Genomic DNA, 22661 nt, shown 5'->3' with positions numbered 1-22661 from the left:
CGCTTGCCCTTTGTCCGGAAGGCTTCGTTTGCCTCGGATGCGTAGAAACCTTCCTGCCGCCGTCAGTTCAGCCAGTTTTCCACGACTAGTCCCCGAACCCGCTGGAACTCCCGCACATTCGCCGTCACCAGAGTGACGCCGAGCGTCCGGGCATGGGCGGCGATCAGCAGGTCGTTGCCGCCGATGGGATGCCCGGCCGTCTCCAACTCCGCCCGGATACTACCGTATTCGGTGTCGGCCGGCAGTTCGAGCGGAAGCACGGCGACGTCGGCCAACAGGTCTTCGACCCTCTGCGACAGTTTGGCCGACGCCTTCTTCGCTGCGCCATACCGCAACTCCGCAGCGACGACGATGCTGGTGCAGATCGCATCCTCACCGACGCGCCGCACATGCCCGGCCACCGTGCCGGCCGGATTCCGGATCAGGTCGCTCATGGCGTTGGTGTCGAGCATGTAGCGCATCAGAAAATGTCCTTCGGCGCGACCGGCTCATCATCGATGTCGGGAAACTCCTCCTCCAACGGCTCCCAGCTCTCGAGCAGCGCCAGAAGTCCCTTCTTCCGGATGGGTTCGATGATCAACCGGTCCCCGTCGCGGCTGATGAAAACCGAGTCTCCGGGAAGTTCGTATTCGGCGGGAATGCGAATCGCTTGGCTGCGGTTGTTGCGGAATAGGCGGACTTCTTTGCGCCGTGGCGTCGCTGGCTGTGGCATGGCGGGGCCTTTCCTTGCATATGTTTTATGTATATGCCTGGAGTTCCCCGGCGGTCAATCGGCCGTCAGATGGAGGAGGTGGGAGCGCCTCACCCCGCCGCCGTCTTCTCCAGCGAGCGGATGATGTGTTCGGCCAGCAGGTCCACCGCCTTGGGAAGGGGGCCGGGCTGGCGGTAGAGGGCGGTTTCGATGTCGGGAAGATCGGGCAGGTCGTGTTCGGCGTTCACGATGTGGAAGCCGGGGGCCAACATGTCCTTGGGCAGGATGGTGACGCCCAGCCCGGCCGTCACCGCCGCCTTGATACCGGCGAGGCTGGGGCTGGTGTAGGCCATGCGCCAGGGGCGGCCGCGGGCGTCGAGCGCGTCGATGGCGCGCTTGCGGTGGATGTCCGGCGGCGGGGCCAGCACCAGCGGGACCGGGGCGCCCGCATCGAGGATCAGGCGGTCGGATGCCACCCAGAACAGCGGCTCGCGCCAGACCTTCACGCCGCCGGCCGGCCCCTGCGGCTCCCGCTTGCACAGCACGAGGTCGTATTCGCCGCGGGAAAAGCGGTCGAGCAGGTTGATGGTGAAGTCGCACTGCACCTCCAGCGCCACCTGGGGATGGGCGCGGGAGAAGCGCCACAGCACGTCGGGCAGATGGGCGGTGGCGAAATCCTCCGGCGTGCCGAGGCGCACCACGCCGCCCACCTCCGGTTCCATCAGCAGGGCGCAGGCCTCGCCCGCCATGCCCAGCAGGCGGCGGGCGTAGGTCAGCAGAACCTCGCCGTCGGGGGTCAGGTCCAGGCCGCGGCCCTCGCGCAGGAACAGGCGCTTGCCCAAGCCATCCTCCAGCCGCTTGATCTGCAGGCTGATGGTGGATTGGGTGCGGCCCAGCCGCTCCGCCGCCCGGGTGAAGCCGCCGCTGTCCACGATGGTCACGAAGGTGCGCAACAGGTCGAGGTCGAACGGCGGCAGGGGAGCGGGCATGGCGGATGGAGGGGCAGGCGGCGTCATGGTCGTGGTTCCGGCTCGGCCGGTCAGGTCAGCACCGCCCGGCTCACTGCGAGGTAGAGTGGAATACCGACGAGGATGTTGAAAGGAAATGTGATGCCCAGCGACAAGGGAAGCGACAGCCCCGGCTCCGCCGTCGGCAGGGCATGGCGCAGCGCGGCCGGCACCGCGATGTAGGAGGCGCTGGCGCACAGCGTCACCAGCAGGGCGGCATCGCCGAGGCCGAGCCCCAGGGCGACAGCGGCGGCAAGGCCGATGACCGCGCCGATCAGCGGCATGGCGATGCCGAAGGCGATCAGCCGCGGGCTGAGCGAGGCCGCTTCCCGCAGGCGGGAGGTGGCGAGATAGCCCAGTTCCAGCAGGAACAGGCACAGCACGCCGTCCCAGGGGGCGATGAACAGGCCGTGCAGGCTCTGCAGGCCGGGCTTGCCGATCACGAGGCCGACCAGCAGCGACCCCGCCAGCAGCAGGACGGAGCCGTTGAAGGCAGCCTCCCGGATCGCGTCCTTGATCGAGCCGCCCTGGGCCGGCCCGCCGCGGCCCGAGTCGCCGAGTGGAACTGATAGGGTGCCGCCGTTTCCGCCCGCCACGACGCCGGACGCCATGGCGGTGGCGCCCGCCAGCAGCAGGCCGCTGACGATGGCCGGGGCTTCCATGATCGCCAGTGCCGCAACCATGTGGCCGCCGAAGGTGACGCCTTGGCTTTCCAGCAGCCTGGTGGCGGTGACGAAGGTGACGAGGCTGACCGATCCGTAATGGGCGGCGATGGCGGCCGAATTGACCTGATCCAGCCCGACCACCGAGCGCAGAAGGCCGAAGCCCAGGATCGGCATCAGCAGGCTGAGCAGCCCGGCCGTCAGCAGCAGCGGCAGCACGGCCCCCACATCGGCGCCGGCCAGCGCGACGCCGCCCTTCAGGCCGATGGCGACCAGCAGATAGGCGGCAAGCGCCTTGCCGAACCCCTCCGGGAATGGAATGCGCGCCCCGGTCAGCGCGATGGCGGCACCAAGGCCGAAGAACAGGATCGGTGCGGACAGCAACGCGTCCATAATGGATCATCCCTCGTCATCATCGTCAGCGCGGGTCATGCCGCACTGCGGCAACCCCATTGGCCGGACGCTAACGAGGGATGCGTCTCATGGGAAATTGATAGTTTTCTGCGCTTCCATTGATTTTATCAATGGGCGGTGGGCGCCTCACGCCAGAAGGTCGTCCTGCCGGTTGCGGCGCATCCACATGGCGGCGTAGCTGCACAAGGGCACGATCTTCAACCCCTCGGCGCGGGCGGCCTCCATCACGCCTTCCATCAGGCGGCCGGCGGCGCCGGTGCCGCGAAGCGACGGCGGGGCCTCCACATAGGAAATCACCAGGGTCCGGCCGTTGCGGCGGTAGTCGGCGTAGACCGTCTGGTTGCCGACCGCCAGTTCGAACCGGTTCATGGTGTGGTTGTCGGTGACCGCCTGTCCCATCCTGATTGCTCCATCGGTTGCTGGGGCTCTCGCCTTTCAACAGCGGGATGCGGCGAACAGGACGGGAGTCCCCCTTTTGCGCGGAAGCGCCCCTATTCTCCGCCCCTATTCTCCTTGCCAGCCGCAGGCGGACAGCGCATCCCGCATGTGGGCGGGGGCCGGGGCGACGGCGCCGACGGGGGCGTATTCGAAGGCCATGCGGAAGGCGACGGAGCGGGCCAGCAGGTGCAGGTTGCCGGGGGGCAGGCGTTCGGGGCCGTAGAAGGGCTCCCCCACCAGCGGGCAGCCGATGGCGGCGCAATGGACGCGGATCTGGTGGGTTCGGCCGGTGCGCGGGCGAAGCTCCAGCCAGGAGCGGCCATCGGCGCTGGTGCCCAGAACACGATAGTCGGTGACAGCCGGCTGGCCGGCCGGATCGGGCAGGATGGTCCAGGAGGAGCGCGATGCTCCCGGTTCTATTCTCTTCAGCAGGGGCAGGTCGATTGTGCCGGATTCCTCCTCGGGGGTGCCGTCGGCCACCGCCCAATAGGTCTTCTCCACATGGCCGGCGGCGAACATCTGGCCGAAGCGCTTCAGCGCCCAGGGGGTGCGGCCCAGGATCAGGCAGCCGGCGGTGTCGCGGTCCAGCCGGTGGGCAAGCTTCGGCGGCTCCCCGTCGGGTTCGCCGAGGAAGGGCAGGTAAAGCTCCAGATGGTCGGTGATCCGTCCGGCCTTGTGGACGGCCAGACCGGCCGGCTTGTCGATGACGAAGCAAAGCTCGTCCTGATGGAGCACGCGGGCGCGCAGCGAGTCGGGGGTCATGGCCCGCAACATGGCCGCCGCCGTGCCTCTCGCGCAAGGGCCGCGAACCGCATGTCATACGGAAAGCGGGCTGGGTCAGCGATGCAGGAGTGATGGAGCAGTGAGGGCAGCGGCACGGTGTCGCGCCGTTGATTTTCCGTCCTTTTACAAGCGCTACTGCCTATGAGAAAGGTCCGGGGCGGCGTCGGACCTTGCGGATAAAGATCGGCCTGAATGAGGACATTCGGCCGGTTTTCATTTGATTTAGGACGCCGGGACTAGCCTTTTGCCCGGTCTCGGAAGGTTTGTTGCGCAGTGACGGAAGGCGTGGCAGAAAGCCGGAACCACGGTCGTGCTTCCGCAGGCTTCGCTTGCGGTCGGGTGCCGCCGTGGAACCATGGATTTGACTTCGCCTCAACCACAAGAGACGTCCAATGCGGAAACCCGTGCGCAAGGTGGTGTTCCCGGTCGCCGGTCTCGGCACGCGCTTCCTGCCGGCCACCAAGGCCATCCCGAAAGAGATGCTGCCCCTGGTCGACCGCCCCCTGCTGCAGCACGCCGTCGAAGAGGCGCGCGCCGCCGGCATCGAGGATTTCGTTTTCGTCACCGGCCGTTCCAAGCGCGCCATCGAAGACCATTTCGACGCCGACACCGAACTGAACCGCACGCTTGAAGAGCGCGGCAAGATGGACGCGCTGGAGGAGGTCCGCCACAGCGAGATCGCTCCCGGCCGCTGCTTCTACACCCGCCAGCAGGTTCCGCTGGGCCTCGGCCACGCCGTGTGGTGCGCCCGCGCCCTGATCGGCAACGACCCGTTCGCCATCGTGCTGCCCGACGACTTCGTCCAGGGCAAGACCCCCTGCCTGAAGCAGATGGTCGAGGCGTACGAGGAGGTCGGCGGCAACATCGTCGCCGTCGTCGACGTGCCGCGCGAAAAGACCAGCAGCTACGGCATCCTGGACGTCGAGAAGGACGACGGCCGTCTGGCCACCGTCCGCGGCCTGGTGGAAAAGCCGAAGCCGGCCGAGGCGCCGTCGACCCTGTCGATCATCGGCCGCTACATCCTGCAGCCGGAAATCTTCGACCATCTGGAAAAGCAACAGCGCGGCGCCGGCAACGAAATCCAGCTGACCGACGCGATGGCCAACCTGATCGGCAACCAGCCCTTCCACGGCCTGCGCTTCGAAGGCACCCGCTACGACTGCGGCGACAAGGTCGGCTTCATTGAGGCCACGCTCGCCCACGCGCTGAACCGGCCGGACATGGCCGACAAGGTGCGCGAGATGCTGCGTAAATATTGCTGACCGACGGGCAGCATGCATGATGCCGCGCCCGCCCCGTCCCCTGATCCGGACGGCGGCGGGCACGCGCGTTTGCGCTGCGTGACGATAAGAGCCGGCCGCGTCGAATGGCCAGCCATGGGGAACGCCCCTTGAGGGCATCCAGAGATTGACAGCATTCCTTTTGAAGGACATGAGGGGGACGCGATGCGCATAGCGATGATCGGCACGGGCTATGTTGGCCTGGTCTCCGGCGCCTGCTTTTCGGAATTCGGCGTGCACGTCACTTGCGTCGACAAGGACGCCGGCAAGATCGAGCGGCTGAAGCGCGGCGAGATTCCGATCTACGAGCCCGGCCTGGACGATCTGGTCGCCCGCAACGTCGCCGCCGGACGCCTGTCCTTCACCATGGACCTGAAGGAGGCGATGCAGGGCGTCGATGCCGTGTTCATCGCGGTGGGCACCCCGTCGCGCCGAGGCGACGGCCATGCCGACCTGTCCTACGTCTACGGCGCCGCCGAGGAGATCGCCCAGCATCTCGACCACTACACGGTGGTGGTGACGAAATCGACTGTGCCTGTCGGCACCGGCCGCGAGGTCGAGGCGATCATCCGCCGCGTGCGGCCGGACGCCGAGTTCGACATCGCTTCCAACCCGGAATTCCTGCGCGAAGGCTCGGCCATCGGCGATTTCATGCGGCCCGACCGCGTCGTGATCGGCGCCACCTCGGACCGCGCGGGCGACGTGATGCGCCGGCTCTACCGGCCGCTCTACCTGATCGAGACGCCGATCGTGGTGACCTCGCTGGAGACGGCGGAGCTGACCAAATACGCCGCCAACACCTTCCTGGCCGCCAAGATCACCTTCATCAACGAGATCGCCGACCTGTGCGAGAAGGTCGGCGCCAACGTCCATGACGTGGCCCGCGGCATCGGGCTGGACGGCCGCATCGGCAAGAAGTTCCTGCACCCCGGTCCGGGTTACGGCGGCTCCTGCTTCCCGAAGGACACGCTGGCGCTGGTCCGCACCGCCCAGCAGGTGGGCAGCCCGCTGCGCATCATCGAGACGGTGGTGGACATCAACGACAAGCGCAAGAAGCAGATGGCCGAGCGCATCATCGCCGCCTGCGGCGGGGCGGTGGACGGCAAGACCGTCGCGGTGCTGGGCGTCGCCTTCAAGCCGAACACCGACGACATGCGCGACAGCCCGTCGCTGGACATCATCCCGGCGCTGCAGGCGGCCGGCGCCCATGTGCGCGCCTTCGATCCGGCGGCGATGCACGAGGCCGAGAAGCTGCTTCCCGGCGTGGAATGGGCCAAGAACGCCTACGGCACCTTGGAAGGGGCCGATTGCGTCGCTATTCTCACGGAGTGGAACGAATTCCGCGCGCTCGACCTGCGTCGGGTGAAGTCGATGCTGAAGCGGCCGGTGATGATCGACCTGCGCAACATCTACAACCCCGAGGACATGGCGAAGGCCGGCTTCACCTATACCTCCATCGGCCGGCCGTCGCCGGCCGGTGGGATGGACCGCGGCTAAGGTCCAAAGACGGCGTCCAACAGAGGACTAACGAGACGATGAGCGAAGCCCATACCTTCCACCCCACGGTGCTGCGCGAGTACGACATCCGCGGCATCGTCGGCAAGACGCTGACCCCGGCGGACGCCCGCGCGGTCGGCCGCTCCTTCGGCACCGTGGTGGTGCGCAAGGGCGGCAAGACGGTCTGCGTCGGCTATGACGGCCGTCTGTCCTCGCCGGAACTGGAGGAGGCGCTGGTCGAGGGGCTGGTTTCGACCGGCCTGCACGTCCTGCGCATCGGGCTCGGCCCCACGCCGATGCTGTATTTCGCCACCCGCGACCGCGAGGCGGCGGCCGGCATCATGATCACCGGCTCGCACAACCCGCCGGACTACAACGGCATCAAGATGATGCTGGGCAAGGGTCCGGTCTATGGCCAGCAGATCCTGGAACTCGGCACCATGGCGGCCAAGGCCGACTGGGAGCAGGGCCAGGGCTCGTCGGAAAAGATCGACGTCCAGGACGAGTATGTCGCCCGCCTGCTGAAGGACTATGACGGCACGCGCGACCTGAAGATCGCCTGGGACGCCGGCAACGGCGCGTCGGGCGAGATCCTGCGCCGCCTGACCGCCAAGCTGCCGGGCACGCATGTCCTGCTGTTCGACGACATCGACGGCAACTTCCCCAACCACCATCCAGACCCGACGGTCGAGGCCAATCTGGTCGACCTGAAGAAGGCGGTGGCGGAGCATGGCTGCGACATCGGCATCGGCTTCGACGGCGACGGCGACCGCATCGGCGCCATCGACCACAAGGGCCGAGTGGTGTGGGGCGACCAGCTGGTCGCGCTCTACGCCGCCGACGTGCTGAAGAGCCATCCGGGCGCCACCATCATCGCCGACGTCAAGGCCAGCCAGGCCCTGTTCGACGAGATCGCCAAGCATGGCGGCAACCCGCTGATGTGGAAGACCGGCCACTCGCTGCTGAAGGCCAAGATGGCGGAGACCGGTTCGCCGTTGGCCGGCGAGATGTCGGGCCACATCTTCTTCGCCGACAAGTGGTACGGCTTCGACGATGCGCTGTACTGCGGCGTGCGGCTGGTCGGGCTGGTCAGCAAGCTGAACACCACGCTTGCGGATCTGCGCGACGGCCTGCCGGATATGGTCAACACGCCGGAAACCCGCTTCCAGATCGACGAGGAACGCAAGTTCGCCGTGGTCGAGGAGGTCAAGGGCCGCGTCAAGGCGTCGGGCGCCAAGGTCAACGACATCGACGGCGTCCGCGTGACGACCGAGGATGGCTGGTGGCTGCTGCGCGCGTCCAACACCCAGGACGTGCTGGTGGCGCGGGCCGAGTCCTACAGCACGGAAGGGCTGGAGCGGCTGAAGAACGCGCTGATTGAGCAGCTGGTGGCGTCGGGGCTGTCGGCGCCGTCGTTTGAAGGCGGCGGGTCGCACTGAGGGGTGTTTTTGGGGGAGTCGTCGGCTGACGGTGCCCCCACCCTAACCCTCCCCCGCTGGGCGGGGGAGGGGATTAAGCGCTTGTTCGGAAAGGCAGCGGCAGTCCCTCCCCCGCCCAGCGGGGGAGGTTAGGTGGGGGTCTAACGCCCCCTCACCGAAAACTCGCCAGATGTCGCCTGAACCGCGCCAAGCTCCAGGCGAAGAACAGCGCGCCAATCCCCGCGGTGGCCGCAAATCTCGGCCACACCACGTCGAACCCGGCCCCCCGGAACAGGATGGCCTGGGCGAAGGCGACGAAATGGGTCGAGGGTGACAGCTGCATCGCCATCTGCAGCCATTCCGGCTCGCTCTCCAGCGGGGTGAAGCCGCCGGACAGCATGTTCATCGGCAGCACGATCAGGATGAACAGCAAGCCCAACTGCGGCATCGACCGCGCCACGGTGCCGAGGAAGATGCCGAGCGCCGTCGCGAAGAACAAATAGAGCGCCGTCCCCGCCAGGAACAGCGGCACCGATCCGGCCAGCGGCACCGACAAGAGGCCGCGCAGCACCACATAGAGCGCCACCAGCGTCAGCACGAGGATCACCGCGCCGTTGGCCAGCACCTTGGCGGCCATGATCTCGGCCGGCCGCACCGGCATCACCAGCAGATGTTCCAGCGTGCCGTGCTCGCGCTCGCGGATCAGGGCGGCGCCGGCCAGCAGAACCGCCAGCATGGTGACGTTGCTGACCACCGACATGGTGCCGGTGAACCACTTCGTATCCAGCGCCTCGTTGTAGGCGACGCGGAGCTGCAGGCTGACCGGGGCGGCGCTGCCGTCGGCTTCGCGGCGGACGAAGCGGCCGACCTCGTCCTCGACGATGCCCTGGATGGTGCCGGCGCCGATGCCGGCCTGCATCATCGCCGTGGCGTCGATCAGCAGCTGGATCGTCGGGCTGCGGCCGGCCAGCACGTCGGCCTGGAAATCGGGCGGGATGTCGAGGACGAAGGTGTAGCGGGCCGAATCCATCGCCGGATCGACCTCGGCATGGCCGATCATGGCGGGAGTCTGGAACTCGGGTCCATGGAAGCTGGAGGCCAGACGCTGCGACAGGGTCGAGCGGTCCTCGTCGACGATGGCGATGGCGGCGTTGTGCAACTCGTGCGAGATGCCGGTCGCCTGGGAGTAGACGGAGAAGGTGAAGGAATAGACGACGAAGCCCAGCATGAAGACGTCGCGCAACAGGCTGATCCACTCCTTGCGCGCCAATGTCAGGCTGTTGCGGAGGAAGCGCGTCATGGCTCAGCGCTCCTGTTTCGGCAGGAAGGCGACGCCCAGCGCCAGGAACATCGGGACGAAGGCGGCGGTCGCCAGGATGAAGGGGAGAAGTTCGGCCAAACCCAGGCCCTTGGTGAAGGCGCCGACGGAGATTTTGAGGAAATGGGTGGTGGGAAACAGCGTGCCGAACAGCCACGCCCCGCCTTCCAGCGTCGCCACCGGCTGCAGCATGCCGGAGAATTGCGTCGCCGGCAGCATGGTGACGATGGCGGTGCCGAACACCGCCGCCGTCTGGGTCGCGGTGAAGACGGAAATCAGCAGCCCCAGCGCCGTGGTCGCCACCACATAGACCAGCCCGCCCAGCAGCAGCCCGAACAGGCTGCCCTTCACCGGCACGCCGAACAGGGTGACCGCCATCGCCACCATCAGCAGCAGGTTGAAGGTGGCGAGCGCGATGTAGGGCAACTGCTTGCCCAGCAGGAATTCCAGCCGCGTCACCGGGGTGACGTAGAGGTTGGTGATGGAGCCGAGTTCCTTTTCCCGGACCACGCCGAGGGCGGCGAGGATGGCGGGGATGAAGACCAGCAGCAGGCCGATGGTGCTGGGCACCATGGCGTCAAGGCTGCGGAAGGCCTGATTGTAGCGATACCGCATCTCCAGCGTCGCCGGGGAAGCGGGCAGGGTGGCGCCGGCGGCGATGGCGGCATCCTGGATGAAGCGCTGGTGCAGGCCGGAGACGTAGCCCTGGATGGTCTCCGCCCGGAAGGGCATGGCGCCGTCGATGCGCACCGCCACCTCCGGCACCCGGCCACGGCGGAGATCGCGGCCGAAGCCCTCGGGGATCTCGATGGTCAGCGACGCCTCGCCCCTTTGCAGGCGCAGCGCCAGATCGCGGGCGTCCACGGCCGGCGGGGTGGCGCGGAAGCTGCGCGAGCCGTCGAACTGCTCGATATAGGCGCGGCTTTCCGGCGAGCGGTCATGGTCCAGAACGGCGAAGGTCAGGTTCTCCACGTCCATGGTGATGCCGAAGCCGAAGACCAGCATCAGCAGGACGGTGCCAAGCAGGGCGACGGTCAGGCGGACGGGGTCGCGGCGCAGTTCGAGGGTTTCGCGCCATGCGTAGGCGAGCAGACGGCGGCGGGAGAGGGGGGGATTCGCGGTGCTGGATCCCCTCTCCCCCCCAACACAAGCTCTGCTTGTGTTGCCGGCAGGCGAAGCGAAGCTTCGCCGAGAGACGGGGAGAGGGTTAGGGTGAGGGGGTTGCGAAGCGAGGATTCCTGGGGAAGTCACGCTGTGCGTCCCCCTCACCCCGACCCTCTCCCCGGGGGGGAGAGGTAGATTCTCCGCCTGCTCCATGAACCCAATGAAGGCGTCGTCCAGGCTGTCGGCCTGCTGTTGGCGGCGCAGCTCGTCGGGGGGGCCGGCGGCGATGACGCGGCCGGCGTTCATGAAGGCCACCCGGTCGCAGCGCGCCGCCTCGTTCATGAAATGGGTGGAGACGAAGATCGTCACCCCCTGGTCGCGGGACAGGGCAATCAGGTCGCGCCAGAACTGGTCGCGCGCCACCGGATCGACACCGGAGGTCGGCTCGTCGAGGATCAGCAGCTCCGGCCCGTGCAGGATGGCGACGGCCAGCGACAGCCGCTGCCGCACGCCCAGCGGCAGGCGGTCGGCCACCGCGTCGATGTAGGGGGACAGGCCGAAACGCTCGACCAGCGCCGCCAGCCGGGTGTCGGCATCGGGCAGGTCGAACAGGCGGGCGTGCAGGTCCAGGTTCTGGCGCACCGTCAGTTCGCCATAGAGCGAGAAGGCCTGCGCCATGTAGCCGACGCGGCGGCGGCTCTCCAGATCGGTCGCATCGACGGGTTTGCCGAACAGCCGCGCCTCTCCCGCCGTGGCGGGCAAGAGGCCGGTCAGCATCTTCATGGTGGTGGTCTTGCCGCAACCGTTGGAGCCCAGGAAGCCGAAGATCTCGCCGCGGCCGATGCGGAAGCTGATGTCCGACACCGCGGTGAAATCGCCGAAGCGGCGGGTCAGGCCGATCGCCTCGATGGCGGGTTCGGCGCCGACGGGCTCGGGCGGGCGGGGCGGCACGATCAGGCGTTGATGGCCGCGCCGGGCATCCTCCGGCAGCAGGGCGACGAAGGCCTCCTCCAGGTCGGCGGCGCCGGTCTGCGCCTTGACCGCGGCGGGGGTGTCGTGGGCCAGCAGGCGGCCGGCATTCATCATCACGACTCGGTCGAACCGCTCCGCCTCGTCCATGTAGGAGGTGGCGACCAGCACGGTCATGCCGGGGCGGCCGGCGCGGATGCGGTCGATCAGCTCCCAGAACTGGCGGCGGGAGAGCGGATCGACGCCGGTCGTCGGCTCGTCGAGGATCAGCAGGTCGGGGTCGTGCAGCAGGGCGCAGCACAGGCCGAGCTTCTGCTTCATGCCGCCGGACAGCTTGCCTGCCGGCCGATCGGGGAAAGGGGCGAGGCCGGTGGACTCCAGCAGGTCGTCGATGCGGCTCTGGCGCTCCGCGGCGTCGAGGCCGAACAGGCGGCCGAAGAACTGGAGATTCTCGGCGACGCTGAGTTCGGCATAGAGGTTGCGGCCGAGCCCTTGCGGCATATAGGCGATGCGCGGCTGGAGGGCGGCGCGGCCATGGCGGTCGGCGACGTCGGTGCCGAGAACGCGGACGCTGCCCTGCTGGATCTTCTTGGCGGTGGAGATCAGGCCGAGCAGGGTCGATTTGCCGACGCCGTCCGGGCCGATGATCGCGACGCTGACGCCGGCGGGGATGTCGAGGGACGCGTCCTCCAGCGCCACCGTCCCGCCATAGCGGTGCCGCACGCCGGACAGCGAGACGGCTGGTACGGGGGCGGGGGTCATGACCTCGACCCTTGCGAGGGATCCCCTCTCCCCCCCGGGGAGAGGGTTAGGGTGAGGGGGGGGCGTGGGGTAGGTTGGGGGACGATTGAAGCGTGATTGGAGGGTACGGCATTCCCAGCGAAGTCATGCTGTGCGTCCCCCTCACCCCGACCCTCTCCCCGGGGGGGAGAGGGGGATAAAGCGGGGGAAGAGGTCGCTTCCCGCGTCAGTTTCGATTCCAGCCAATCCGGCCAAGCCGCCTTGTCGTCCAGCTTCACATAGGCCATGCCGGTCAGGCCGGTCTTCACCCGCTCGATGTAGCGGGTGACCAGCGCTTCCGGGACGCGGGCCTTGACGCGGAACATCATGCGGTCGCGTTCGGACTTGGTTTCCACCTGCTTGGGCGTGAACTGGGCGCGCGGGGCGACGAAGGTGACGGTGGCGGGAATCGCGGTGTCGGGAACGGCGTCCAGCAGGATGCGGGCGTCGGCGCCCAGCGCCAGGTTTCCCGCGGTGTCGGTCGGCAGGAAGAAGGTCATGTAGACGTTGGACAGGTCCAGCAGCGTCGCCGCCTTGCCGCCGGCCGCCAGCACCTCGCCGGGTTCGGCCAGGCGGTAGAGCACGCGGGACTTGCGCGGGGCCTTCAGCACGCCGTCGGCGACCAGATCGGTCAGCCGGTCGACGTCGCCGGCGGCGGCGGCGATGGCTTCGTCGGCGCTGGCGAGGTGGCTCTTGGCCGCTTCCAGCGCGGCGTCGGCGGTGCGGCGGCTGTTGCGGGCCTGATCGACGCGCTGTTCGGCGACATGTCCCTTGCCGAACAGGATCAGCGCCCGCTCCATCTCCTTGGCGGCGAAATCGGCCTCGCTGGAGCGCTGGTCGACCAGGGCGACGGCTTCCTCGCGGGCGCGGCGGGTCTGGCGCAGCTGGGCTTCGGCGGAGCGGAGCTGTGCTTCCAGGTCGCGGGTGTCGAGCGTGGCGATGACCGCGCCGGCCTCCACCAGATCGCCTTCCTGCACCGGAATGGTCAGGACGCGGGCGGCGTATTTGGTGGCGACGTCGATCTCGTTCGCCTCGATCCGGCCGTTGCCGGAGGCGAAGCCGGCGGGCAGGCGGTTTCCCTGCATCGCCCGCCAGCCATAGGCGGCGCCGGCGCCGAGGATCGCCAGCAGGGCCAGGGCGATGAGAAGGCGTCTGATAGTCATGGCTGCGCTCCCTTGCCCGCTTTGCCGGTGGTGTCGAGCGCGCCCATCACGCCGGCGAGGATGCGTTCCCGCGCCGCGTCGTCGGGCGCGGCATCCAGCGTGCGACGCAGGGTCAACAGCGCTTCGGCATAATGGTTGTGCCAGTCGCGGCCGGCGAGGTCGGCGGGGGCGAGGCGTGGGTGACGGTCTGTCGGTGCCAGCGGACGCGGGGCGGCGAGGTCGACGCGGTCGTCCAGCGCCGGCTGGGCGATGCGGTCCGCCGACCAGCCGGTGTCGATCAGAGCCTGACGGATGGAGGCGCGGGCGGCCTCCTCGCCATGGACCAGGAACAGGCCGTGGCCGACGCCGTGCCGGGCCGCCACCCAATCCAGCAGGGTGGAGCGGTCGGCATGGCCGGAATAGACGTCGATGGAGCGCAGCTTCGCCTTCACCGCGATCTCTTCGCCATGGATGCGGACGCGGGGGGTGCCCTCCTGCAGCAGGCGGCCCAGCGTGCCGGGGGCCTGATAGCCGACAAGCAGCACGGTGTCCTGCGGGCGCCACAGGCGGTTCTTCAGATGGTGGCGGATGCGGCCGGCGTCGCACATGCCGCTGGCCGCCATGATGATGGCGCCGCCGGAGATGCTGTTCAGGCGCTGGCTTTCCGGCACGCTGCGGACATGGTGGAAATTGGCGCGGGTGAAGGGATCGCCGTCGGTCTCCAGATCGTCGAGATGGCGGCGGAAGACGCCGGTCACCGCGTCGGCCAGGGGCGAGTCGAGGAAGACGTCCACCGCCGGCAGCTGGCCGCCGTCGAACAGGCAGTCGAGGTCGTAGAGCAGTTCCTGCGTGCGTTCCACCGCGAAGACCGGGATCAGCAGGACGCCGCCGGCCGCCAGCGCCGCCGTCACCTCCGCGCGCAAAACCGCCTGCCGGCCGGCCTCGTCCAGGTCGGTGCGGTCGCGGTCGCCGTAGGTGGTCTCCAGCACCATCCAGTCCGGCCGCTCCGGCCCGTCGGCGTCGGCGTGGAAGCTCTTGCCGCCGGGACCGAGGTCGCCGGAGAACAGGATGCGGGTGGGGTCGCCGGTGCCATTCGTTGCTTCCACCTCGATGGAGGCGGAGCCCAGGATGTGGCCGGCCTGCCAGAAGCGGGCGCGCAGGCCGGGCAGGATCTCGGTCCAGCGGTCGTACTCGACGCGGCGGAGCCGGCGCAGGCTGCGGATGGCGTCGTCCTGGGTGTAGATCGCCTGCACGGGCGGACGGCCGCGCTGGCGGTTGCGGCGGTTCAGGCGCTCCACCTCGCCTTCCTGGATATAGCCGCTGTCGGGCAGCATGTATTCCAGCAGGTCCACCGTGCCGCCGGTGGCGTAGATGCGGCCGCGGAAGCCCAGCCGGGTCAGCTTGGGCAGCAGGCCGGAATGGTCGATGTGGGCATGGGTCAGCAGGACCGCGGCGATCGAGGACGGATCGAATGGGAAGGGCCTGTAGTTCAGTTCCCGGATCGTCTTGGTGCCCTGGAACATGCCGCAATCGATCAGCACGTCGCCATTTGGCGTGGACAGGCGGAAGCAGGAACCGGTCACCGTTCCGGCGGCGCCATGGAAGGTCAGCGACAGGGACATGGGTCGGCTCCTCGTTGGGTTTCCTTACGCCACCGCCACCCCGCTGTCGTCGGCCGCAAAGGCCTGGGCGAAGGTGAAGTCGGCGTTGGTGCTGGCGTGGATGCGGTAGAGCGGTTCGCCCCGGCGTACAGGGTCGCCCACCTTGCGCAGCAGGTCGATGCCGGCGCCCTTGTCAGTGGGCGCGCCGGCCAGCCGCGCGATGCGGGCGAGGCGGTAGCAGTCGAGCGACGCGACCACCCCGTCGGTGGGCGAGGCGACCTCCGCGACCAGGGAGCCCAGAGTCGCCACGGCGGGCGGCGGGCCCTGCAGGGCGATGATGCGCTCCATGGCGGCGAGCGCAGCGCCCGACTCCAGCAGGTCGCGGGCCCGGCGGTTGCCGCTGCCGCCGCGGACGGCGGGATCGAATTCCAGGATGCGGCCGGCCAGCAGCAGGGCGCGCTCCTTCAGGTCGGCGGGGCTGGCGGGGTCGTTGCGTAGGACGGCCATCACGTCGCGCGCCTCCAGCACCGGGCCGATGCCGCGCCCGACCGGCTGCGAGCCGTCGGTGATCGCCACCTCCAGCGTCAGGCCTAGGCTGTCGCCGACATGCTCGAACAGCTTGCGCAGGCGTACCGCCTCGCCGGCCGTGCGGATCTTGGCGCTGGGGCCGACGGGAATGTCGATCAGCAGATGGGTGGAGCCGGCTGCCACCTTCTTCGACAGGATGGAGGCGACCAGCTGCTCGCGCGTGTCGATGGCCAGCGGGCGCTCGACCGAGATCAGGATGTCGTCGGCCGGCGACAGCCGGACATGGCCGCCCCAGACCAGACAGCCCTTGGCCTCGCGCACCAGGGTCTGCATGCGCTCCATCGGAACGTCGACATTCGCCAGCACCTCCATGGTGTCGGCGGTACCGGCCGGGGAGGTGATGGCGCGCGACGAGGTCTTCGGGATCGGCAGGCCATGGGCGGCGACGATCGGCACCACGATCATCGAGGTGCGGTTGCCGGGGATGCCGCCGATGCAGTGCTTGTCGGCGACGGTGCCCAAATCCTGCCAGTGCAGCCGGGTGCCGGCGGCGATCATGGCGCGGGTCAGGCCCAGCACCTCCGCCGTCGTCATGAAGCTGGCGCAGGCGATCAGGAAGGCGGCGATCTCGATCTTGGAATAGCGCTGGTCGGTGATGTCGCGGATGATCGCGGCCAGCTGGTCGTCGGTCAGCGCCGCACCGCCGACCTTGGCGCGCACCAGCTCGAAGCTCTCGGGCGGGGTGGGGGGCACGAGATGGACGGCGGAGCCCTCGGCCAGTCCCAACTGGCGGAAGGCGGGATCGGACAGGCCGATCTCGTCGGGGCCGACGATGGCGGGGTCGTCGACGATGTTCAGCACGGCCAGCAGGGAGCGGCCGTCGTTCCGCACCTCCACCCGGCCCAGACCGAGGAAATCCTCGACATGGTACCGGGTGCAGTGCCGGTTGAGGAAGGCGACGTTCTCCCGGACGGTGTCTATCGCCAGATGTCGAAGCGTCAGCATGGGAACAGTCTACGACAGACCGCGCCAAATAGAGAGGTACAGCCTGCGCGTCAGCCATACCTGCCCTCATGCCTCGCATTTGATCCCGATCATTGGCAGGGCGTAGCGGGCGTGCTTAAGGGAACGGGGCTATCGCCCCAGGGTCTGCCTGACCCATCCCACCAGCGCCGGCAGCGGCATGGCGCCGGCCGTGCGGGCGATCTCGCGGCCGTGATGGACCAGCACCAGCGACGGGATGCTGCGGATACCGAAACGGGCGGCGAGGTCCGGCGAAGCCTCTGTGTCGATCTTGGCGAGGCGGACCTGGGGTTCCAGCTGTGCAGCCGCCTGGGCGAAGACCGGGGCCATCATGCGGCAGGGACCGCACCATTCTGCCCAGAAATCGATCAGCAGGGGCAGGTCGCCGCGTTCGGCATGGGCGGCGAAGCGGCTGGCGTCGAGCGCCACCGGCTTGCCTTCGAACAGCGCGTTGCCGCAGCGTCCGCACTTGCCGCCGCCCAGCCGGGCCGGAGGCACGCGGTTCAGGGTATCGCAGTGCGGGCAGGCGACGTGCAGGCTGTCGGCGCCTGTGGAGGACTGGGCGGTGGTCGGCATGGCGGGGCTCCTTCCCCTGGCAGCGGTTCCACCGTCGATGTATGGGGCCGGGGCCGTCCGCTCAAGGCGGGCCGCTCAAGGTGGGCCGCCCAAGGCGTGCCGGGCCTACTCCCGCCGGCCCATCAACCCTTCCAGCTTGGCGAAATCCACATATTGCGCCGGCCGGTCCTTCAATAGGTCCGGCGCGGCCTGGGCATTCTCCCGCGCGCATTCGGCGACGTAGCGGGCCAAGAGGTCGCGCATGACCTCGGCCAAAGGCGTCTGCCGCTGGCGTGCGTAATTCTTGGCGACATCTTTGATTCGGCGATCAACGCGCAAAGAGATCGTCGCCTTCTTTGGATGAAACGGATCTCCGATCATGACGATCCTCCACCAATCTTGCCGATCCTCGTTATTTGGATATGCCGGATCGGCGGTGGATACAAGGATCGTCGGGAAGACGGGCGATAAAACTTGGGGATGATAACTTGTGAATTTGTGTGGATAAAATTTCTGCCGGTTTTCTTCTCCACAGAATCTGTGGATAGATGTGTGAGCAATCCCCGAACAGAATCATCCACATCGTTCCCGCCAGCCTGTCCGGCCTGTGGATGACTGGGTTTGCTTATTTTTTAGGCATAGCAGGCATGCCGGGGGAACCCGGTCCGCCGACCAGCCGCAGGCGTCCGGCGGGGGACAGGTCGGGCAGGATGGAGAGGACGGTTTCCTCCGTCAGTTCGCCCATCTGGCGGCGCTTGGCGCGGGCCGCTTCCGTCGCGGCGCGCAGGGAGTCGTAATCGACAGGATCGGCCTGCAGCAGGGCGCGCACCCGCTGTCCGGCCTCGTGGTATTCCCGGGTCAGCGCGTCATAGCGCGGGCGCAGCGGCTCGAAGGCGGCGCGCAGGCGCTGCGCGTCGGCATCGGTGAGGTCGGCGGCCATCCGCTCGACGAAGCGGTCGGGCATCGGCTGGTGAGGGGGCTGATGGGACGGCGGGGAAGGATGGCGGACGGTCGCGACCAGCATCGCGCCTAAGAACAGGTTCAGCGCCAGCGAGGCCAGCGCCAGCGTGCGCAGGCCCGGCCGCCGCAGGAATTGGCGGGGCGCGGCGGAAGCGCTCATCGGGACTCTCCGTCGAACAGCGTGATGACGTCGTCGTGCAGCAGGGCCAGCTCCTGGCCGCGCGGTGCCTGGACGGCGGGTGCCGGCAGCGTCCCAGCGAGCCAGCCGCCGGTGAGCCAGCCCAGCGCCAGCAGGGCGACGCAGAAGCCCGCCACCCTCTGCCGCGGCATCCGCCCCAGCAACAGCAGCACCAGCCCGTCCTGCGGCACGGCGCGGGCGGCGGCACCGGCGGCAGCCAGCAGGCGGCCGATGCGGGCATCCTCCACCGCCGGCGGGCTGCCGGCCAGCAGCCGGTCGAAGGCCAGCGCCTCGTCCGCCGCCGCGCGCAGCGCAGGCGAACGGGCCAGCGCGGCCTCGGCCCCGGCGCGCAACTCGGGCGGCCAGCGTTCCGGGGAGGCGCCGTACTCGTCCAGATGGCGGAGGAACTGGTCGTCGGTCATTGGTTCCTCCTTCATGGACCGTCACCGGCGGAGAGCGCGGTCTTCAGCGTGGAGCGGGCGCGGGCGAGCAGCGAGGCGAAGGCGGTCTCACCCATGCTCAGCACGTCGGCGGCCTGCCGCAGGCTGAGCTCCTCCTGATGGAACAGCACCACCGCGGCGCGCTGGCGGTCGGGCAGGGCCGCCAGCGCCCGGTTGACGCGCTCGGCCGTCTGGCGTTCGGCGATGCGGGTGAGCGCGTCGGGGGACTCGTCGGGCGGATCGCCGGCCTCCTCCAGCGGCGACCAGCCGGGACGGCGGCCGCGGTCGATGGCGAGGTTCATGACGATGCGGTAGAGCCAAGTGGTGAAGGAGGCCCGCCCGCCGTCCCAGCGGCCGGCATGCTGCCAGACCCGCAGGAAGGCCTCCTGCGCGATCTCGTCGGCGTCGGACGGGTTGCCGGTCATCCGCTGGGCCAGCGCCACGGCGCGGCGCATGTGGCGGGCGGCCAGCCGGTCGAAGGCCGCGGCATCGCCGCCGGCCACGCGGGCCATCAACTCGTCGTCAGTGTCGCTGGCCTCGATCACCGGGGTTTTGCTCATGCCGTGGGCGAGAACTATGCCCAAGAGAGCGAAGGGGTGCCAGCTCCCTCTCCCCCCCGGGGAGAGGGTCGGGGTGAGGGGGAGACACAGCGAGGATTCTCGCGAAGGCATGCCATGCGTCCCCCTCACCCTAACCCTCTCCCCGGGGGGGAGAGGGGATCTTGTCCAGTGGAGCAGGATCAGGACACCCATCCTCCGCCCCCCTATTCCGCCGGAGCCGTGATGGCGGCGCGGCGGTTGCGCCGCATCGCCAGCCGTTCCAAGGTCAGATAGACCACCGGCGTGGTGTAGAGCGTCAGCATCTGGCTGACCAGCAGGCCGCCGATGATGGCGACGCCCAGCGGCCGGCGGATCTCGCCGCCGGTGCCGTAGTCGAAGGCCAGCGGCACCGCGCCCAGCAGCGCCGTGACCGTCGTCATCATGATCGGGCGGAAGCGGACCAGCCCGGCCTCGCGGATCGCCTCCAAGGGCGACAGGCCGCGCTCGCGCTCCGCCTCCAGGGCGAAGTCGATCATCATGATGGCGTTCTTCTTGACGATGCCGATCAGCAGGATGATGCCGATCAGCGCCACGATCGACAGGTCGTAGCCGGTCAGGATCAGCGCGATCAGCGCCCCCAGCCCGGCCGAGGGCAGGGTCGACAGGATGGTCAGCGGGTGGATCAGGCTTTCGTACAGCACCCCCAGCACGATGTAGATGGTGATGAGCGCCGCCAGGATCAGCAGCGGCTGGCTGGACGAGGATTGCTGGAAGGCGCGCGCGTCGCCCTGGAAGCCGGCGCGGATGCTGGCCGGCATGCCGATGTCCTCCGCCGCGCGCTGGATCACCTCGGTCGCCTGGGACAGCGAGACGCCGGGCGCGAGGTCGAAGGTCAGGTTGGCGACCGGGAAGCCGCTCTGGTGCTGGATGCTGGACGCCTGGTTGCCGATGACGACGCGCGCCACCGCCGACAAAGGCACCATACCGTCGCGGCCCGGCACATGGATGCGCTTCAGGTCGTCGGGGCCGAGCGCCTCGCGGGGATCGACCTCCAGCACCACCTTGTGCTGGTTCTGCGCCAGATACATGGTGGAGACCTGCCGCTGGCCGAAGGCGTCGTAGAGCGTCGCCTCCAGCGCACTGAGCGACACGCCGAGGCGCGCGGCGGCGTCGCGGTCGACGATCACGTTGGCCTGGATGCCGCCGTTCTGGCGGTCGTTGGCGACGTCCACCAGCTCCGGCAGGGTGCGCATCTTCTCCACCAGCTTCGGCGCCCACTCGTTCAGCGCGCCGATATCGGGGTCCTGCAGGCTGTAGCGGTACTGGCTGCGGCCCTGGAAGCCGCCGGTGCGGATGTCCTGCACCGGCATCAGGAACAGCTGCACCCCCGGCACCCGGCCGGCGCGCATGCGCAGCCGCTGGGTGACGGTCGCCAGATCCTCGCGCTCCGCCTTCGGCTTGAGGGCGATGTAGATCTGGCCTGAATAACTGCCGCCCGGCCCGCCGCCGCCGATGGTGCCGCCGACGCTGGCGACCGCCGGGTCGCCGGCCACCGCCTCCTGCAAGGCGCGCTGCCGCGTGACCATGGCGGTGAAGGAGATGTCCGGCGGCGGGTCGCTGAAGCCCATCAGCAGCCCGGTATCCTGCTGCGGCACCAGGCCCTTCGGCACCTGCCCGTAGAGCCAGACGCTGACGCCGATGATGGCGAAGGTCGTGACCAGCATGGTGCGGCGATGGGCCAGCACCCAGTCCAGCCCGTCGGCATAGAGCCCGAACAGCCAGTCGCCGATCCAGGCGAGCCCGCGGGCGAGCCGTCCGGGGGGCTTGCGCTCCGCTTCCGGCTGCAGCAGGTGGGCGCACATCATCGGGGTCAGGGTCAGCGACACCACCGCCGACACGGCGATGGCGACCGACAGCACCACCGCGAATTCGCGGAAGAGCCGGCCCTGGATGCCGCCCATGAACAGGATGGGGATGAAGACGGCGACCAGCGACAGGCTGATCGACACCACGGTGAAAGCGACCTGCCGGGCGCCCTTCACCGCCGCCTCGAACGGTTTCGCTCCCTTTTCGATATGGCGGACGATGTTCTCGATGACGACGATGGCGTCGTCCACCACGAAGCCGACCGAGATGGTCAGCGCCATCAGCGAGAAATTGTCCAGGCTGTAGCCGACGATCCACATCACCCCGAAGGTGCCGGCCAGCGACAACGGCACGGACGCCGCCGGGATGACCGTGGCCCACAGGCGGCGCAGGAACAGCGCCATCACCATCACCACCAGCGCCACGGTGATCGCCAGCGTCTTCTGCACGTCGTCGATGGAGGCGCGGATGGTCGGCGTGCGGTCGGTGCGCACCGAAAGCTGCACCCCCGGCGGCATCCAGCCGCGCAGAGTCGGCAGCTCGGCGTTCACCCGGTCCACCGTCTCCACCACGTTGGAGCCCGGCTGTTTCTGGATGTTGATCAGCACCGCGCGCTGGCCGTCCTGCCAGGCGGCGGTGCGGCTGTTCTCCGGCGCCTCGATCACCTCGGCGACATCGCCGAGGCGGATGGTGGCGCCGTTCTTCTCGGTTACGATCAGCCGGCGGTAGGCATCCGCGCCGAACAGCTGGTCGCTGGCGCCGATCGACCAGGATTCGTGGCGGCCGTCGAAGCTGCCCTTCGGGCCGTTGGCGTTGGCGCGCGAGATGGCGCTGCGGATCGTCTCCAGGCTGACGCCCATGTTGGCGGCGGCGGTGGCGTTGACGCGCACACGCACCGCCGTCTTCTCCGCCCCGTTGATGGAGACCTGGGCCACCCCCTCGATCTGGCTCAGCCGCTGGCCGATGATGCTGTCGGCGAGATTGTACAGCTCCGACGGCGCCAGCGTGGTGGAGGTCATGGCCAGCGTCATCACCGGCGCGTCGGCCGGGTTGATGCGCCGCATCTTCGGCGGGCTGGGCAGGTCGGCCGGCAGGTCGCCGCCGGCGGCGTTGATCGCCGCCTGCACGTCGCGCGACGCCGCCTCCACCTCGCGGTCCAGGTCGAACTGCACGACGACGGAAGTGCTGCCGAGCCTGCTGTTCGACGTCATCTCGGTGATGCCGGCGATGCGGGACAGCCGCCGTTCCAGCGGGGTGGCGACGGAGGAGGCCATCGTCTCCGGACTGGCGCCGGGAAGCGAGGCGGTGACGACGATGGTCGGGAACTCCACCTGCGGCAGCGGCGCCACCGGCAGGAAGCGGTAGGCGACCATGCCGAGGATCATCAGCCCGATCATTAGCAGCGAGGTGCCGACCGGCCGTGCGATGAAGGGGGCGGAGAGCGACAGCTTGGAGGGAATCATGGCGG

Annotated in this window: 20 protein-coding genes; 3 read left to right on the top strand and 17 right to left on the bottom strand. The window is 68.8% G+C overall.

Annotation, left to right across the window (positions count from 1 at the left end):
- Positions 1–62: 62 nt before the first annotated feature.
- From FZ983_RS06325 to FZ983_RS06300, 6 genes are all read right to left on the bottom strand, one after another.
- A complete protein-coding gene (locus FZ983_RS06325) occupies positions 63–461 on the bottom strand; it encodes a type II toxin-antitoxin system VapC family toxin (RefSeq protein WP_149222731.1) in 399 nt (132 codons plus the stop codon).
- Entirely contained in the window at positions 461–712 is a 252-nt protein-coding gene (locus FZ983_RS06320; RefSeq protein WP_149222730.1) for an AbrB/MazE/SpoVT family DNA-binding domain-containing protein, read from the bottom strand. The genes FZ983_RS06325 and FZ983_RS06320 overlap by 1 nt, the downstream gene beginning before the upstream one ends.
- Before the next feature lie 89 nt (positions 713–801).
- Positions 802–1707, bottom strand: coding sequence for a LysR substrate-binding domain-containing protein (locus FZ983_RS06315; protein WP_149222729.1), 906 nt, complete (start codon positions 1705–1707; stop codon positions 802–804).
- A gap of 23 nt (positions 1708–1730) precedes the next feature.
- A complete protein-coding gene (locus FZ983_RS06310; RefSeq protein ID WP_149222728.1) occupies positions 1731–2753 on the bottom strand; it encodes a sodium-dependent bicarbonate transport family permease in 1023 nt (340 codons plus the stop codon).
- Positions 2754–2900: 147 nt separating this feature from the next.
- Positions 2901–3173, bottom strand: coding sequence for a GNAT family N-acetyltransferase (locus FZ983_RS06305; protein WP_149222727.1), 273 nt, complete (start codon positions 3171–3173; stop codon positions 2901–2903).
- A 105-nt stretch (positions 3174–3278) separates the two neighbouring features.
- Complete coding sequence (locus tag FZ983_RS06300) at positions 3279–3974, bottom strand: RluA family pseudouridine synthase (protein ID WP_247883616.1); 696 nt, start codon at positions 3972–3974, stop codon at positions 3279–3281.
- Between the two features lie 413 nt (positions 3975–4387).
- On the opposite strand from FZ983_RS06300, the gene galU reads away from it, so the two are divergent.
- From galU to FZ983_RS06285, 3 genes are all read left to right on the top strand, one after another.
- Positions 4388–5257 (top strand): UTP--glucose-1-phosphate uridylyltransferase GalU, encoded by an 870-nt coding sequence (gene galU, locus FZ983_RS06295; protein WP_149222725.1) that lies wholly within the window; start codon positions 4388–4390, stop codon positions 5255–5257.
- A 183-nt stretch (positions 5258–5440) separates the two neighbouring features.
- The gene (locus FZ983_RS06290) at positions 5441–6772 is read left to right on the top strand and encodes a UDP-glucose/GDP-mannose dehydrogenase family protein (protein WP_149222724.1); all 1332 of its coding nucleotides are present in this window, start codon (positions 5441–5443) and stop codon (positions 6770–6772) included.
- A 38-nt stretch (positions 6773–6810) separates the two neighbouring features.
- Complete coding sequence (locus tag FZ983_RS06285; protein ID WP_149222723.1) at positions 6811–8211, top strand: phosphomannomutase/phosphoglucomutase; 1401 nt, start codon at positions 6811–6813, stop codon at positions 8209–8211.
- Positions 8212–8362: 151 nt separating this feature from the next.
- Here the strand turns inward: FZ983_RS06285 and FZ983_RS06280 are convergent, their stop codons facing one another.
- The 11 genes from FZ983_RS06280 to FZ983_RS06225 all read right to left on the bottom strand — a co-directional run bounded on the left by FZ983_RS06280 (position 8363) and on the right by FZ983_RS06225 (position 22656).
- Entirely contained in the window at positions 8363–9490 is a 1128-nt protein-coding gene (locus FZ983_RS06280) for an ABC transporter permease (protein WP_149222722.1), read from the bottom strand.
- A 3-nt stretch (positions 9491–9493) separates the two neighbouring features.
- Positions 9494–12343 carry a ribosome-associated ATPase/putative transporter RbbA gene (gene rbbA / locus FZ983_RS06275; RefSeq protein ID WP_149222721.1) on the bottom strand — a complete coding sequence of 950 codons (2850 nt, stop codon included), beginning with the start codon at positions 12341–12343 and terminating at the stop codon, positions 9494–9496.
- The gene (locus tag FZ983_RS06270; protein ID WP_149222720.1) at positions 12340–13524 is read right to left on the bottom strand and encodes an HlyD family efflux transporter periplasmic adaptor subunit; all 1185 of its coding nucleotides are present in this window, start codon (positions 13522–13524) and stop codon (positions 12340–12342) included. Before FZ983_RS06270 ends, rbbA begins: the two co-directional genes overlap by 4 nt.
- Positions 13521–15125 (bottom strand): MBL fold metallo-hydrolase, encoded by a 1605-nt coding sequence (locus tag FZ983_RS06265; RefSeq protein ID WP_149222719.1) that lies wholly within the window; start codon positions 15123–15125, stop codon positions 13521–13523. Before FZ983_RS06265 ends, FZ983_RS06270 begins: the two co-directional genes overlap by 4 nt.
- 24 nt (positions 15126–15149) lie before the next feature.
- Complete coding sequence (locus FZ983_RS06260; protein WP_149222718.1) at positions 15150–16637, bottom strand: thymidine phosphorylase family protein; 1488 nt, start codon at positions 16635–16637, stop codon at positions 15150–15152.
- A 129-nt stretch (positions 16638–16766) separates the two neighbouring features.
- Complete coding sequence (trxC, locus tag FZ983_RS06255; protein ID WP_149222717.1) at positions 16767–17231, bottom strand: thioredoxin TrxC; 465 nt, start codon at positions 17229–17231, stop codon at positions 16767–16769.
- Between the two features lie 105 nt (positions 17232–17336).
- Positions 17337–17591, bottom strand: coding sequence for a hypothetical protein (locus tag FZ983_RS06250; RefSeq protein WP_081506015.1), 255 nt, complete (start codon positions 17589–17591; stop codon positions 17337–17339).
- A gap of 244 nt (positions 17592–17835) precedes the next feature.
- On the bottom strand, positions 17836–18330 hold the full coding sequence (locus FZ983_RS06245; RefSeq protein ID WP_149222716.1) for a periplasmic heavy metal sensor: 495 nt from the start codon (positions 18328–18330) through the stop codon (positions 17836–17838).
- Positions 18327–18770, bottom strand: coding sequence for a hypothetical protein (locus tag FZ983_RS06240; protein ID WP_247883615.1), 444 nt, complete (start codon positions 18768–18770; stop codon positions 18327–18329). Before FZ983_RS06240 ends, FZ983_RS06245 begins: the two co-directional genes overlap by 4 nt.
- A gap of 11 nt (positions 18771–18781) precedes the next feature.
- Positions 18782–19348 (bottom strand): RNA polymerase sigma factor, encoded by a 567-nt coding sequence (locus tag FZ983_RS06235; RefSeq protein ID WP_247883614.1) that lies wholly within the window; start codon positions 19346–19348, stop codon positions 18782–18784.
- 203 nt (positions 19349–19551) lie between these two features.
- The gene (locus FZ983_RS06225) at positions 19552–22656 is read right to left on the bottom strand and encodes an efflux RND transporter permease subunit (RefSeq protein WP_149222713.1); all 3105 of its coding nucleotides are present in this window, start codon (positions 22654–22656) and stop codon (positions 19552–19554) included.
- Positions 22657–22661: the final 5 nt, after the last annotated feature.

This window comes from Azospirillum sp. B21 (assembly GCF_008364825.1).
Classification (GTDB): Bacteria; Pseudomonadota; Alphaproteobacteria; order Azospirillales; family Azospirillaceae; genus Azospirillum.
Note: the sequence above shows the minus strand (reverse complement) of the source record. Positions and strands in the feature narration are given on the sequence as shown.